Here is a 14,305-nt window from a genome sequence, read left to right as displayed (position 1 = left end):
AACTGAAGCTCCCTTCTTCCTGCAGGAGACGACACCATGGCCCGATTGCTCGTGCGCAGCTTCGGCGTTTCGCTCGACGGCTTCGCCGCCGGCCCGGACCAGAGCCTGGAGCACCCGCTGGGTGTTCGCGGTCCCGAGCTCATGGACTGGTTCTTTCCCACGCGCGTCTGGCAGCAGATGCAAAGGACGGGCGAGGCCAATGGCGAGACCGGCATCGACAACGAGATGGCCGAACAAGGCTTTGCCGAGATGGGTGCCTGGATCCTCGGGCGCAACATGTTCGGGCCGGTACGCGGTCCCTGGCCCGACGAAAGCTGGAAAGGCTGGTGGGGCGACGAGCCTCCCTACCACGTGCCGGTCTTCGTGCTCACCCACCATGCGCGCGCACCGCTGACGATGCGGGGCGGCACCACCTTCCACTTCGTCACGGGCGGCATCCACGAAGCGCTCGCTCTGGCACAAGCGGCCGCAGGCGCACGCGACGTGCGCGTGGGCGGCGGCGTGGCGACGGTGCGCGAATACCTGAAGGCCGGGCTGATCGACGAACTGCACCTGGCCGTGCGTCCGGTGCTGCTGGGCAAGGGCGAGGCGCTGTTCGCAGGCCTGGACCTGCCGGCGCTGGGCTACCGATGCGAACGGCAGGTGGCAGGCGAGCGCGCCACGCATGTGTTCCTGCGGCGCGGCGCGCCTTGAGGTGGGAAGAGCGGCTCAGATGCGATCAAGCCTTCCTTAGCCCTCGTCAGGTGGGATGCTTGGGCAAGCCATAACCCAGCTGACGCTCATGCCTCAGTGAAAGCAACACCACTTCTACCGCGGAATGGGCGTAGAGCAGAACGTGACGAGCCAGCACCAGCTCCCGCAACTCGGGCAAGCCAAGGGCTTGGGCAATTTGCCTTGCTTGCTCAGCTTGAAACTGCCCCCAGCCCGACTTGGCATCAAGGAATCGAGCAGGTCGCCCGCTTGTGGGCGCGAACGAAAGAAGCGCCCGCGCTTTGACCACTTCAGCCTGCAATTTCTTGAAGCGCACCGGCGCAGAAGCGGCGTCCTGCGCCTCCATGAAGCTACGTGCAGCGTGCAGGCACACCAGAAAGTTCGGAACCGCCCGAACTCTCGCATTGACGGGAATGCTCACGGCGCCGATGCGACGCCGAGTGCCCGGTCCAGTTCCTCATCAGACACGAACTGGCCTGCCAAGGCCTGCCGCAGGCCGGTGATGGCGTCCTCGGCCAGCACGAGGCTGGCGTGCTCCGACTCGAGAGCATGGTAGTAGTCGAGCCGGCGTGCATCGACCAAGGCAACGTAGCTCGCGCCGTTCTTGGTCAGCACCTTTTCTGAGCCGCTGCCGACCACGTCTTCGGCCAGTTCGGTGAGCCGGGCGCGCGCTTCGCTGATGGGAACAATGTCCGATGCTCTCAATGGCATATTGCAGTATCCGTTAAGGTTTGCTTTAACGTCAGTCTAGCGTCCAATCCTTCACCCTGCAATCGCCCCTTTACCCAAGCCCCATCGCCTCCACCTCGACCTTGAACCCGAAGTGCAGCGGCCCGGTCGGCACGATGGCCCGGGCCGGGCGCGAGGGTCCGGCCCACTGCGCATAGATCCTGTCGAAGGCCGGCCAGTTGGCGATGTCGTCGAGGTAGACCCTTACCTGCAGCAGCTTGCCGATGCCCGAGCCCGCGGCCAGCAAGGCCACCTCCACGTTCGCCAGCGTCTGCACCGCCTGCACCTCGAAAGCCGCATCGGCCAGGCGCTCGCCGTCCGGCGTGATCGGCAATTGCCCGGCGACGAAGACCAGGCCGCCGCCAACGGCGGCATGGCTGTAGTGGCCGCCCGGCCTGGCGAGTGCGGGCAATGCGACATGGACCGGGCCCGACATGCTGTTGGACTCGGCGGCGTTCTCACCAGCCATGGAAACGCTCCCAGGTTTGTACCGTGCCGTCATCGGCCAGCGCCTGGTAGGCGGGAAACTGCGCGCCGGTGGCGCAGGCATGGTTGGGCAATATGCGCAGCCGGGTTCCGGCCGGGAAGCGTGCCGCGATGTCCGGGTCTGCAGCGCCCTCGCGCGAGAGGATGCCGTGCTCCTGGTTGGCGGCCGACAGCAGGTAGCCCTCGATGGGCACTCCGTCCACGGTGCACACCTGGCCATAGCCGTAGTCGCGCTGCTGCTTGCCCGTGCCCCGGTCGCGGCTCATGGCCATCCAGCCGGCATCGACGATGGCCCATCCCTTGTCGGCCTGGTGTCCGATGACGGTGGTGAGCACGCTCAGCGCGATGTCTTCGGTGCGGCAGACGCCCACGTTGCGCATCACCAGGTCGAAGAAGACATAGACCCCGGCGCGCAGTTCGGTGACGCCTTCCAGCGACGCGGCTTCCAGCGCCGTGGGCGTGGAGCCCACCGACACGATGGGGCACGGCAGGCCCGCGGCGCGCAGGCGTTGCGCGGCCTGCACGCAGCCGGCGCGTTCCTGCTCGGCCAGGGCGGCCAGGGCCTGGGGCGTGTGCAGTTCGTAGCTGGAGCCCGCATGCGTGAGCACGCCGGCCAGGCGCATGCCGCCCTCGTGCAGTTCGCGGCCGACCTCGAGCAGCAGGCCCTCGCCCGGCTTGATGCCGGAGCGGTGGCCATCGGTGTCGATCTCGATGAGCACCTCGAAGGCGTGGCCGTGCGCACGGCCGTAGTCGGCGATGGCCCGCGCGCCTTCGACGCTGTCGGTCAGGATCTGCAATGCGCAGCCGCGCTGGCGCAGGTCCAGCGCATGCGCGAGCCGGTGCGGCGCCATGCCGACGGCATAGAGGATGTCGGTCACGCCGCGGGCGAAGAACTGGTCGGCCTCCTTCAGCGTCGACACCGTGATGCCCGCCGCGCCGGCGGCAAGCTGGGCCGCGACCACATCGGCGCATTTGCTGGTCTTCACGTGCGGGCGGAAGCGCACGCCCAGCGCATCGGCCTGCTGCTGCATGCGCGCGATGTTCCGTTGCATGCGCGGAAGCGCCACGATGGCGGCGGGGGTGTCGATCTCGGCAAGATTTGGGGGGTTGTTCTGCATGTCGTTCATTTCGGATCAGTCCAGGTAGTGGCCCTTGGCCTTGAGGGCCGGCACGTCGTCGCGGATGCCGCGCGCAATGAGCGCGGCGACGGTCGCGGGCGTTGCATCGGCAGGTGCGGGCAGGTCGACGCCCAGCCCTTCCATCTGCTTGCGCAGCGCCGGATCGGCCACCGCCTGCTGCAGTGCGCCGGTCAGCCTGGCAAGCACGGGCGGCGGCGTGCCGCGCGGGGCGAAGAAGGCATTCCAGGAACGCACGTCCAGCGCATGGCCGCCTTCCGCCGCAGTGGCTGCACGCGGCAGCTGCGCGAGGCGCGTGCCCGACAGCACGGCGATGGCCTTGATGCGCCCACCGGCGATCTGCGGCAGTGCGGTGGTGGTCTGGTCGCACATGAAATCGGTCTGCCCGCCCATCAGGTCGTTGACCGCCGGCGCAACGCCCTTGTAGGGCACATGCGTGGCGTTCTGGCCGACGGCAGACAGCAGCAGCACGCAGCCGTAGTGCGAGATCGAGCCCACGCCCGCGCTGCCGTAGGACGCCTTGTCCTTGTGCTTCGCCAGCCAGGCGCTGAACTCGCGCAGGTCGTTGGCCGGCAGGTCGGCGCGGGCCAGCAGCAGCATCAGTGCCGCGCCCGCAGGGCCGATGGGTGCGAAATCGGCGACGGGGTCATAGGCCAGCTTCTTGTACAGCGCGAGGTTGGCCACGTGCGTGCCGATGCCTCCGAACGAGATGGTGTAGCCGTCGGCGGCTGCCTTGGTCGCCTTCGCCAGGCCGATGACGCCGTTGGCGCCGCCGAGGTTCTCGATGACGATGGGCTGGCCCAGCGGCGCAGCCATCTTCTGTGCGACGGCGCGGGCCAGTGCATCGCTGGGACCGCCGGCGGGGAAAGGAACGATCAGCGTGACGGGGCGGCTCGGAAACGGCTGGGCGGCAGCACCAGGCGCGGCCAGCAAGCCGGCGCAGAAGGCGGCAAGGCTGCCGGCCAGGCGAAGGGAGCGGATCATGGGCAGGTCCTGGAGTGGTGGGTTGGATCAGGAAGCGGCCGGTCGGAAGCCGCGCAGCCATGGCAGCGCACCATCGAGCGTGGGCGATTCGACCTCCGCCAGCGGCGCGCCCTCGGGCCGGGCGAGGCCGACGCGGTTGTGCCAGTAGGTGCGCAGGCCGACGCTGGCGGTGCCGAACATGTCGTAGCCTGATCCGGCAACGAAGGCCGCCTCGGCCGGCTGCACGTCCAGCCGCTCCAGGGCCAGCCGGTAGGGCCTGGGATCGGGCTTGTAGAAGCCTGCTTCCTCCGAGGTCACGACCACGTCCCAGTCGATTCCCAGGCGTTCGGCCGCGCGTGGGCCCAGGCGCCGCGAGCAGTTGGTCACCACGGCCAGCTTGCAGTGGGGCTGCAGCGCCCGCAGCAGTTCGGTGGCGCCGCTCCATGCGGGCAGCTCGTCCCAATGGTCGTCCAGCGACTGCGGGGCGCTCGCGGGCAACCCCACGGTGGCCGCGGCCTGCCGCACCAGCTCTTCGTAGGGCACGTAGGCGCCGCAGCCATAGGTGAGCCGCAGGTATTCGGCGCGCCAGGCGCGGCCCATCTGCTCGGAGCCGGCCGCCGCGTTCCAGACGGTCCACGAGTCGAGCAGCGCAGTGAGCAGGTCGAACAGCACGGCCCGGGGATAGCGCCCGGCCGTGGCAATGGGGGTCGAAGTGTTTTGCATGGCGCTGACTTTAGGTGCGCCAAGATGTCTTCGAGCTTCACTCTTGCGTCATCAATAGTTAAGCTCTGCTGAATGATGCAGATCGAAGACCTTCGCCTGGCTGCCGCGCTGCTGCGCGAGAGCTCGCTCAGCGCGGCCGCGCGCTCGCTCGGCGTCACGCCGCCCGCGTTGTCGATGCGCCTGCGCAAGCTCGAGGCCTCGCTGGGCCTGGTGCTGGCCAACCGCACGTCGCGCAAACTGCACCTGACCTCGGAAGGCGAACGCTTCGGGCGCGAGGCCTATGAACTCCTGCTGAAGTTCGACGGCCTGCGCGAATCCCTGCAGCGCGACGACCGGCGCCTGAGCGGAACGCTGCGCGTGGCCGCGTCCTTCGGCTATGGCCGCACGCACGTCGCGCCGTGGCTGTCCCGTTTCTCCCGCCTGCATCCGGCGCTGCGGCTGCAGCTGGACCTGCGCGAAACGCCGTGGCCCGACAAGCACGATTCCGACGCGGTGGTGCACGTGGGCGCGGTGCGCGACTCGTCCTGGGTGGCGCACCCGCTCGCCTCCAACGAACGCTGGCTGTGCGCGAGCCCCGGCTATCTGCGCGAGCACGGCACGCCCCGCAATCCGGCAGACCTGGCCTACCACGCCTGCATCTGCATCCGCGAGAACGACGAGGACGTGACGCTGTGGCACATGCGGCCCGCGGGCAGCGGCGCCCGCAAGGGCGAGACGCTGCGCATCAACCCGGCCTTCGTCACCAACGACGGCAGCGTGGCGCGCCAGTGGGCCGAGGACGGCCTCGGTATCGTGCTGCGCTCCCAATGGGACGCCGCCGAAGCGCTGGCCGCCGGCCGCCTCGAGCGCGTGATGGCGGACTGGGAATTTGGCGCCGCCCCGGTGGTGGTGCTCGTGCCCACGCGCAAGGGGCGCAGCGCGCGGGTGCAGGCGCTGGTCAGCTTCCTGGTGGAAGCGGCGGGTCGATCGGACGGGATCGGCGTCGGCTCAGACCCGCGAATTCGCGGGCGGTGATGCATTGGCAGCTCACCGGATTGCGCACTTCATGCGCGAAACCGCCCGCAAGGAAAAGCAGCGCGAACCAGAGCTTCTTCATCTCAGCTTCCCGCCGCGGACGCCGGTTCGGCCAGCAGCGACTGGATCTTTTTCTCTGTCGCGCCGTAGCTGCCTTCGCCAAAGTGCGAGTAGACGATCTTTCCCTGCTTGTCGATCAGGTAGACCGCCGGCCAGTACTGGTTGTTGAAGGCCTTCCAGGTGGCGTAGTGGTTGTCTTGCGCAACGGCGTGCTTGATCTGCAGCCGGCTGATCGCGTCCTGCACATTCCGGGTGGACTTCTCGTACGCGAACTCCGGCGTGTGCACGCCCACGACGACGAGTCCCTTGTCCTTGTACTTCTCGTTCCACGCCTGGACGTAGGGCAGGTGGTTGAGGCAGTTGATGCAGGTGTAGGTCCAGAAGTCGACGAGCACGACCTTGCCGCGCAGGTCCTGCAGCTTCAGCGGCGGGGAGTTGAGCCACTGGTCGATGTTCTGGAACTCGGGCGCGGTCTGCGCGGCGCTGGCGGGTATGTCGCCTCCGGACGGCGCTGCCGCCGCAGTGAATATGCCGACCGAGGCTGCAACGGCCGCGATGCCGATCAGCACGTTGGATCTCGTGGTCATGCTGGGGCTCCGGCGTTCAGCGCAAGGTCACGCCATCGGCGATGCCCGCCTGGCGCGTCGGGAGCACCCCGTGGATGCCGTATTGGGCAGGCACCCGGCTGTTGACGAAGGCCTCGACATAGAGGTTCTGGGCCGGCGCGTGGGCGAGTGCGCGGGCTTCGGCCTGCACTGCGGAACGGTCGAGCGTGGAGGGCAGCGCCGCAACCACACCCGAAGAGGCGCCATCGGCATAGGGATCCGCAGCGTGCGCAGCCGCGACAGCCTGGGCGCGAACGTCGCTGCGGGCGAGCGTCGAGTGCGTCTGCAACACGCCTTGATATTCCTCGGCATGGGCCTGCACTCCAACGAGAGCGGCAAGGATGGAGAACGAGGCAGCACTGGCGATTCGAGAGAGCTTCATGGTGATTTCCTTGGTAGTGAAGTGAGCTTGGGTAGAGAGAGCGAATGAATTGTTTGCCGCGCCCTCCCCTTCCGGCACAGATTGCGTATGCCTATGTGTCAGCGCTGGAATTGCACACACTACGTTTCCAAGTCGTCGGCCTTGCGGCGCGACGTGAAGCACCCTGAAGGCCAGGCCTAACAACGCCTAACACACGCCAACGCTCCCGACTGCCTCCACGCGGGCATTTGCGCTCCAATAGATACGCAGCGAAAGGACACCCGTCTCAAGACCATGCCGAGCAGCAGCGGACCGGGGCGTCCGGATCGCACAGAGGCATGTCCAGAACCGAACCTCCTTCGGAAGCTACCCCCATGCGACAAGAAGAACTCAGCGAGCGCCGCCAGGCAGAGATCCCGGACAGCACCCTTTACCTCGATCGCGCGGAAACCGAGCCCGCACACGGCCGTCTGCATATTTTTGCTGCGGTACAGGAGACCGTCGAACAGCAGTTCTCCGGTGCAGGCCTGCTTTCGCGGGATTTTTACGACCTGGGCACAGGCACGCCGCGCCTGGAACGCGCCAGCGCCGCCGGCTGCGCATCCTGGCTTGTTGCAGGGCGCGGCCAGGTCGCCCCGGCCACACTGGCCACGCTCCAGCGCGAATATGCGTTCCGCAGCGCCTTGCACCAGAACTGGGCCGCGGTGCCGATGGCGCTGGTGCCGCACGGCGAAGGGGCGCTGCTGGTTCTCAAAGACCCGGGCGGCGAACTGCTGCGCCGGACCGCCCGGCCGGTCCGCAACATGGAAGCATTCGTTGCGCTGGCACTCCAGCTCACCGCCGCCGTGCAGGCCATGCACGCGGCAGGCGTGATGCACCGTGCGCTGACGCCCGATCGCCTGCTGTGCACGCCCGGCGCAAGCGCCTACCTGACGGGTTTCGGCTACGCAGCGCGGCTCGATGCGGACAACGGCGTGCCGGCCGAAGGCAGCCTGGCATGGGACGAGGACAGCTTCGACTACATGGCGCCCGAACTCGGCGGGCGCATGAACATTCGCGTCGATGCGCGCGCCGATCTTTACTCCCTCGGCTGCATCCTCTACGAACTGCTGGCCGGCAGGCCTCCCTTCCAGGGCGAAGACGTTGCGGAACGGATCCACGCGCATGCGACGCAAAAGCCCCGCCCGCCCGGCGAACTGCGAGAGGGCGTCCCCGCGCAACTGTCGCTGCTGGTCCTGAAGCTTCTCGAGAAAGCGCCCGATCACCGCTATGGCAGCGCTGCGAGCGTGCTCGCGGACCTGCGCCACTGCGAGACGCTGCAGCGCCAGCGGGGATGCATTCCGCCCTTCGCGCTCGACGCCCACGCCACGCTGCACAGGATGCTGCGCACGCAGCAGGTGCTGGGCCGCGATGCCGAGCTGCAGATGCTGGACGCGCTCTACCGCGAAGTCGCGGGCAGTGCGCGATCGCGCGTCGCCTGGGTCTCGGGCCCATCGGGCATCGGCAAATCGATACTGCTGCGCGAGGCGGTGGCGCGCATCCAGCAATCGGGCACGCCGCTGCTGGCGGCGGTCAAGAGCGAGGAAGGCAGCCTCGGCAGGCCCTACGCGGTGCTGGTGCAGGCGCTCGAGCAGCTGCTGCAGTTCGTGCTCGGCTGCCCCGAGGACGAGTTCGCGATTTGGCAGGACCGGATCCGCGCCGCCACGAACGCGGTCGATCGCACCCTCGCCGGCTTCCTGCCCTCCCTGGCCCTGGTGCTCGGCCCGCAGGCCGAGACGCCCGAATCACCAGACACCGCACCCGCGATCGAACGGGAGCGCGTGCTCCACGGCATGGCACGCCTGCTGGCCTGCTTTGCAACGGCCGCGCGGCCCCTGCTGCTGTGGCTGGACGACCTGCAATGGGCGGATGCGGGAACCCTGCAGGTGCTCGAGCGCCTGCTTCACCAGTATCCCGGCAAGGCGCTGCTGCTGGTCGGCGCGTTCCGCGCCAAGGAGGTGGACGCGAACCATCCGCTGCGCACGGGCCGGCTTGCCGAAGTGCCCGACGCGGCAACCATGGAACTCGGCCCGCTCGACGAGGGCGCCCTGCGCGAACTGATCGCGCAGGCACTGCAGCAGGATGCCGATGCGCTCGGTCCGCTGGCCGAGGTGATCGGCCGCAAGACCCGGCGCAACCCGTTCTTTGCCCAGCACCTGCTCGGGCTCCTCGCCGACGACGGCCTGCTTGCCTACGATGCGCAGGCCGCGGCCTGGCGCTGGAGCCTGGAGCGCATCGCGGCCCATCCGGGCATCGACAATGTCGTCGACCTGCTGGCGCGCCGCTTCGAACAGCTGCCGGGCCCCACGCAATCCGTGCTGCAGCTGCTTTCCTGCCTTGGCCACCGTGCCTCGGGCGAAGCGCTCGCCGTCGCCGCGGGCCTGGCCTCCGGCGCCGACGCGCTGCGCAGCCTCGAAGCGGCGCTCGAACCGGCGCTGCAGGCCGGCAGCGTCTGCCGCGAGGACGGTGACTGGGTGTTCTGCCACGATCGCTTCCGCGAAGCGGCCTACGCCTCGATCCCGCCGGAGGAGCGCGCACCGCTGCACCTGCAGGTCGCGCGCCGCCAGCTTGCGCACCCGGCCATGTCGGCGCAGGTGTTCGCGATTGCCGCGCAGGCCGGGCTCGCGCGGCCGGCGGTCGATGCGCCCCACGAGCGGCGCCGCTTCGCCAGGCTCAACCTCGAGGCCGGACGCCAGGCCAAGGCCGCAACGGCACACCATTCGGCCCTGGGCTTCTTCCGCGCCGCGCTCGACTTCCTCGGCGAGGACGATGTCAGCGAGGACGGCCTTGCCGCGCGCGCCTCGTGCGGCGAGGCCGAATTCATGACCGGTGCGCTCGAAGTCGCCGAGGCGCGCCTGGCGGCACTGGAGCAGGTGGCGGGCGACGGCATCTTCGGCGCGGACCTGGCGCGCCTGCGGGCCGCGCTCTACACCACGCTCGGCCGCTTCGACCTGGCGCTGGGCGTCGGGCTGGCGTTCCTGCGCAAGTCGGGCATCCACGTGCCGATGCAGCCCGACGACGCCGCGGTCGACCGCGAATACGCGCAGCTCCAGGCGTGGCTCGAGCGCCATGGCATGGACGCGCTGCGGCAGCTGCCGGTCGCGACCGATCCGCTGCGCCGCGCCATCACCAACATCTTTGCCGACCTCATTCCGCCGGCGCTGTATACCGACCAGAACCTGGTCGACCTGATCCTGCTGCGCATGGCCAACCTCGGGATCGTGCACGGCCACACGGATGCCTCGGCGGACGGGTACGTGTGCATGACGCAGGTCTTCGGCGTGCGCTATGGCAACTACGCCGCGGCGCGCGAGTTCGGCGCGCTGGCACTGCACCTGGTCGACGAGCGCGGCCTCGTCCGCTACCGCGGCCGCGTCCACATGGCCTTCGGCACCATGATCGTGCCCTGGACGCAACCCGCCCGCGCGGCGCGCGACTACATCCGCCGCGCCTACAAGGTTTTGGTGGAGACCGCGGACCATACCTTCGCGATCTACTGCGCCCCCAACGAGGCCTCCGGTATGTTGTTCGCGGGCGAATTCCTGGGCGAGGTGCGCGACACGGTCGAGCGCGGCCTGGCCATCGCGCGCGACGCGAATTTCCAGTTCGTGGTCGATGCGCTGCTGTCCCAGAAACTGCTGCTGGCACGGCTGCAGGACGGCACCCGCGGCGACCCCGGCGAAGCGCCGCGCCTGCCCCCGGAAGGCGCGCCGCCCACGCTGGTGGACTTCGAATACTGGGTGTACCGGCTGGAGGGCGCGCTGCTGTGCGGCGAGCTCGCGGAGGCGCTCGAGGCCCGCAGCCGCGCCGAGGCCTGTGCGTCGGCGGGACGCACCTTTGCCGAGAGCGGCGAACTGCCGTACTACGGCGCGCTGGCGCTGCTCGCGCTGCCCGCGCGCAACGCCGCGCAGCAGGCGGCGCTGCAGCGCGACGTGGACCAGCTTGCCGCCTGGGCCCTGGCCTGCCCCGACAACTTCTCGGCCCGCTTCGAGCTGGTGCGCGCCGAGCTGGCCCGCGTCGACGGCAGGCCGCTCGAAGCGAGCGAGGCCTATGCGCACGCGGTGTCGAAGGCCCGCCGCAACGGCTTCACGCAGGTCGAGGCGCTGGCCGCCGAACTGGCCGCCGCCTTCCACGCCGGCCGCGGGGATGAACTGTCCGCGCACGGCCACCTGCGCTACGCACGCGGCGCATGGCAGCGCTGGGGCGCCACGGCCAAGGTGCGGCAGCTGCAGGCCGCCCATCCCGCGGTGTTCGAGCAAGACGCATGGGCGCCCGCCGCGAGCCGCCTCCAGGCGCTCGACGCGCAGGCCGTGCTGCGCATCTCGACAGCGCTCGCGAGCGACATCGTTCCCGCGCGGCTGGTGGAAACGCTGCTGCGCACCGCGCTAGAGAGTGCCGGCGCCGGCTACGGCACGCTGACGCTGCTGCGCCAGGGCGCCTGGCAGGTGCGCGCGCAGGCCCAGGTGCTGGATGGCGCCATCTCGGTGACGCAGGAGCCGGTCGCGCTCGGCAGCGGCACTTGCCCGGTATCGATCGTGCAGTCCGTCGCGCGCACCCAGCAGCGCATCGTGGTGGGCGATGCGCGCGAGGAGCCGTCCCTGGCCCAGGACGACTACGTGCGCCGCCGGCGGCCGCGCTCGGTCCTGTGCGTGCCGTTGATGCGCCATGCGACGCTCATCGGCGTGCTGTACCTCGAGAACAACCTTGCGGCCCACGTCTTCACGCAATCCAAGGCCGAGGTGCTGGAAGTGATCGCCTCGCATGCGGCCTTCGCGCTGGAGAACGCCCGCCTCTACGAAGAGCTGCTCGAACAGAACCACCAGCGCGCCCTTGCCGAAGAAGAACTGCGCGGGGCGCTTGCCGAACTCGAGCGCGCGAGCCGCCTGAAGGCCATGGGCGAACTGGTGGCGTCCATCGTCCACGAGATCGGCCAGCCGATCGCGGCCGTCGACACCTCCGCCAGCGCCGCGCTGCGCTGGCTCGATCGCAGCACGCCGGACATCTCCGAAGCGCGCGAGATGCTCATCCACATCAGCAAGAGCGCGCTGCGGGCCCGCGCCATCATCCAGGGCCTGCGGGCCAAGGCGCGCAAGGCCGAGCCGCAGTTTGCGGTGTTCGACCTCAACGAAGCTCTGCGCGAAGCGGTCACGCTGGTCGCCGGCCCGCTCGAATCGCTGGGCATCGTGCTCGAGCTGCAGGGCCTGGATGCGCCGGAGCCGGTCTACGGCGACCGCGTCCAGCTGCAGCAGGTTGCCGTGAACCTGCTGATGAACGGCGCGGAATCGATGACGGGGCTCGAGCACGGCACACCGCGGCGGCTGCGGCTGGCATGCGCGAGCGACCAGGAAGGCCGCGTGCGCGTTGCGGTGGACGACGTCGGCACCGGCATCGGCGCCGAGGACGCCGACCGGCTGCTGCAGCCCCTCTTCAGCACCAAGGCCAACGGCATGGGCATGGGCCTGGCGATCTGCAAGTCGATCCTCGATGCGCACGACGGGACGCTGGCCCTGCTGCCGCGCGAGACGGTGGGCACGCGTGCCGTATTCACGCTGCCGCGCCCCGATCCGGTGCAACCGACCTGAGCCGACCACCCATGCATCCTGCCACCGATCTCTCCCCACCCTTGCAGGCGGACCGCGATACGCGCGTCGTCTACATCGTCGATGACGACGAACTCGTGCGCAATGCGCTGGGCAGCCTGCTGCGTTCGATCGACCTGGAGGTCCGCACCTTCGCCGACACCGAGGAATTCCTTGCCGCGCCGCGTGCCGGCGGCGCTTCCTGCCTGGTGCTGGACGTGCGACTGCGCGGCCAGAGCGGCCTGGCCTTGCAGCAAACCCTGCTGCAGCCCGGCCGCGCGCCGATCCCCATCATCTTCATGACCGGCCACGGCGACATCGCCATGACCGTGCGGGCGATGAAGGCCGGCGCCATGGACTTCCTGAGCAAGCCCTTTCGCGAGCAGGACATGATCGATGCGGTCACCGCCGCGCTGGACAAGGACGCCAGGCGCCTGGCGCTCGGGCACTCGCTGCATGCCTTGCGCGTGTGCTGGGACTCGCTCACGCCGCGCGAGCGCGAGGTGGTGCAGCATGTGGCCGCGGGCCTGATGAACAAGCAGATCGCCGCCCGCATGGGCATTGCAGAGATCACCGCCAAGATCCATCGGGGCCAGGCGATGCGCAAGATGAACTCGCGCTCGGTCGCGGAGCTGGTGCGCAAGATGGAAGCGCTCGGCCTCCTGCAGGCCGCGCACTGAACGCGCCGCTCGGCACGCCCTCACCGGTCCACACGGACGCATGGTGAGGGCAAACCTTCGTAGGGGTTGGCCGAACGCTGGTGCAATGGTGCGCGCGCCCTCCCCCGTGATGTCATCTCCTTTGTGCCGGCCGTTGCGCCGGCGAACGGAGAAAGAGATGACCTGCAGCCCCTTGAAGTCCATCGGCACCATCCATCCCAATACCGCCAGCGGCATGGCGCTGGCCGCGGCCCGCGCGCTCGCCGTCCTCGCGCTCGGGCAGAACGCGCATGCATCGGCGCTTGCGCCAACGGCCTGCACGATCGGCGACAGCACGCTGTGGCTCCTGGGCATGCCGCTACTCGCCGGCCTCGCAATGGTGGCGGCGTTCCTCGGATTCAAGCTCCAGGCCCACCGTGCGAGTGCGGCGCGCCTGGCCGTCATGCTGGAACGCGCGGCAAGCGACGCCCGCATACCTGCGCTGGAAGAAAGCGGTCCGGCCGACATCGCCTGGGTGGCGCGCGCGATCAATACGCTCGGCCGCCGGCAGGCCGAGCGCCAGGCGCAGCACCTGGACGTGCAGGCCGGCTATGCGCACGACCTGCGCACGCCGCTCACCCGCATGGGACTGCGCTGCGAAATGCTCGGGGACGCCGAGGCGCGCAAGGCCATGGAGCGGGACCTCGCCGAGATGCGCGAGCTGGTCGAAGGCAGCATCGCCTGCGCGCGGATGCAGCACAGCTTGGCCGAGCCGCTGCAGCGGGTCGATGCCGATGGCCTGATCGGCAACCTGGTGCGCAACTACCGCGACTCGGGCCGTGCGATTGCGCTCGACGGATGCATCGGCCAGCCGGTGGTTGCCTGCCCCCTCGCGCTGCGGCGCGTGCTGGCCAACCTGATCGACAACGCCTTGCGCTACGGCACGGATGTTCGCGTTTGCGCCCGCGTCGATACGACGAGCCTCGTGCTGGCCGTGGTCGACTCCGGCCCGGGCATCCGGCCGGCGCAGATCGACGCCGTCCTCTCCCCCTGGGTGCGGGGGCAGCAGCTGCAAGAGGGCAAGCCCGGGTCCGGCCTCGGCCTGGCGATCTCCCGGCGCCTGGTGCAGGCGATGCAGGGCGAGCTCCATCTGGAGAACCGCCGCAGCGGCGGGTTCGAGGCACGGTTGACGCTGCCGCTCGTGGTCGCGTGACGCCAGCGCGGACGCAGGCGCCGGAGGGGCAAGGCGCCGCCCGCTGCA

The 14,305-nt window shown here is 69.5% G+C and carries 13 protein-coding genes; 5 read left to right on the top strand and 8 right to left on the bottom strand.

Annotated features, from left to right (window positions below; translation table 11 throughout):
- Positions 1 to 36: 36 nt before the first annotated feature.
- Positions 37 to 693: a dihydrofolate reductase family protein gene (locus tag VPA02S_RS19410; RefSeq protein ID WP_062365238.1), complete on the top strand. Its 657-nt coding sequence runs from the start codon at positions 37 to 39 to the stop codon at positions 691 to 693.
- Between the two features lie 46 nt (positions 694 to 739).
- On the opposite strand, the gene VPA02S_RS31800 is transcribed toward VPA02S_RS19410, so the two are convergent.
- From VPA02S_RS31800 to VPA02S_RS19385, 6 genes are all read right to left on the bottom strand, one after another.
- A complete protein-coding gene (locus tag VPA02S_RS31800; protein ID WP_155736604.1) occupies positions 740 to 1,132 on the bottom strand; it encodes a hypothetical protein in 393 nt (130 codons plus the stop codon).
- On the bottom strand, positions 1,129 to 1,422 hold the full coding sequence (locus VPA02S_RS19405) for a type II toxin-antitoxin system Phd/YefM family antitoxin (RefSeq protein WP_062365237.1): 294 nt from the start codon (positions 1,420 to 1,422) through the stop codon (positions 1,129 to 1,131). Before VPA02S_RS19405 ends, VPA02S_RS31800 begins: the two co-directional genes overlap by 4 nt.
- A gap of 70 nt (positions 1,423 to 1,492) precedes the next feature.
- Complete coding sequence (locus VPA02S_RS19400) at positions 1,493 to 1,909, bottom strand: RidA family protein (RefSeq protein ID WP_062365236.1); 417 nt, start codon at positions 1,907 to 1,909, stop codon at positions 1,493 to 1,495.
- Positions 1,899 to 3,053: a DSD1 family PLP-dependent enzyme gene (locus tag VPA02S_RS19395; RefSeq protein WP_155736603.1), complete on the bottom strand. Its 1,155-nt coding sequence runs from the start codon at positions 3,051 to 3,053 to the stop codon at positions 1,899 to 1,901. The genes VPA02S_RS19400 and VPA02S_RS19395 overlap by 11 nt, the downstream gene beginning before the upstream one ends.
- Before the next feature lie 6 nt (positions 3,054 to 3,059).
- Positions 3,060 to 4,046 carry a tripartite tricarboxylate transporter substrate-binding protein gene (locus VPA02S_RS19390; protein WP_062365234.1) on the bottom strand — a complete coding sequence of 329 codons (987 nt, stop codon included), beginning with the start codon at positions 4,044 to 4,046 and terminating at the stop codon, positions 3,060 to 3,062.
- Positions 4,047 to 4,073: 27 nt separating this feature from the next.
- Positions 4,074 to 4,748: an HAD family hydrolase gene (locus VPA02S_RS19385; RefSeq protein WP_062365233.1), complete on the bottom strand. Its 675-nt coding sequence runs from the start codon at positions 4,746 to 4,748 to the stop codon at positions 4,074 to 4,076.
- A 72-nt stretch (positions 4,749 to 4,820) separates the two neighbouring features.
- On the opposite strand from VPA02S_RS19385, the gene VPA02S_RS19380 reads away from it, so the two are divergent.
- Positions 4,821 to 5,762 carry a LysR family transcriptional regulator gene (locus VPA02S_RS19380; RefSeq protein ID WP_062365232.1) on the top strand — a complete coding sequence of 314 codons (942 nt, stop codon included), beginning with the start codon at positions 4,821 to 4,823 and terminating at the stop codon, positions 5,760 to 5,762.
- Positions 5,763 to 5,845: 83 nt separating this feature from the next.
- Here VPA02S_RS19380 and VPA02S_RS19375 read toward each other — a convergent pair whose 3' ends face one another.
- Both VPA02S_RS19375 and VPA02S_RS19370 read right to left on the bottom strand, forming a co-directional pair.
- Positions 5,846 to 6,409, bottom strand: coding sequence for a thioredoxin family protein (locus tag VPA02S_RS19375; protein ID WP_062365231.1), 564 nt, complete (start codon positions 6,407 to 6,409; stop codon positions 5,846 to 5,848).
- Positions 6,410 to 6,425: 16 nt separating this feature from the next.
- The gene (locus VPA02S_RS19370) at positions 6,426 to 6,809 is read right to left on the bottom strand and encodes a hypothetical protein (protein ID WP_015866194.1); all 384 of its coding nucleotides are present in this window, start codon (positions 6,807 to 6,809) and stop codon (positions 6,426 to 6,428) included.
- 353 nt (positions 6,810 to 7,162) lie between these two features.
- Here VPA02S_RS19370 and VPA02S_RS19365 point away from each other — a divergent pair, with 353 nt between their 5' ends.
- From VPA02S_RS19365 to VPA02S_RS19355, 3 genes are all read left to right on the top strand, one after another.
- Positions 7,163 to 12,409, top strand: a complete 5,247-nt coding sequence (locus VPA02S_RS19365) for a trifunctional serine/threonine-protein kinase/ATP-binding protein/sensor histidine kinase (RefSeq protein ID WP_174545083.1) — start codon at positions 7,163 to 7,165, stop codon at positions 12,407 to 12,409.
- 11 nt (positions 12,410 to 12,420) lie between these two features.
- Positions 12,421 to 13,086, top strand: a complete 666-nt coding sequence (locus VPA02S_RS19360; protein WP_015866192.1) for a response regulator transcription factor — start codon at positions 12,421 to 12,423, stop codon at positions 13,084 to 13,086.
- A 157-nt stretch (positions 13,087 to 13,243) separates the two neighbouring features.
- The gene (locus tag VPA02S_RS19355) at positions 13,244 to 14,257 is read left to right on the top strand and encodes an ATP-binding protein (RefSeq protein ID WP_062365230.1); all 1,014 of its coding nucleotides are present in this window, start codon (positions 13,244 to 13,246) and stop codon (positions 14,255 to 14,257) included.
- Positions 14,258 to 14,305: the final 48 nt, after the last annotated feature.

Origin of the sequence: Variovorax paradoxus NBRC 15149, from assembly GCF_001591365.1 — a bacterium.
Taxonomy (GTDB): Bacteria; Pseudomonadota; Gammaproteobacteria; order Burkholderiales; family Burkholderiaceae_C; genus Variovorax; species Variovorax paradoxus.
The sequence above is the reverse complement of the archived record's forward strand: the minus strand, read 5'-3'. Positions and strand labels throughout refer to the sequence as shown.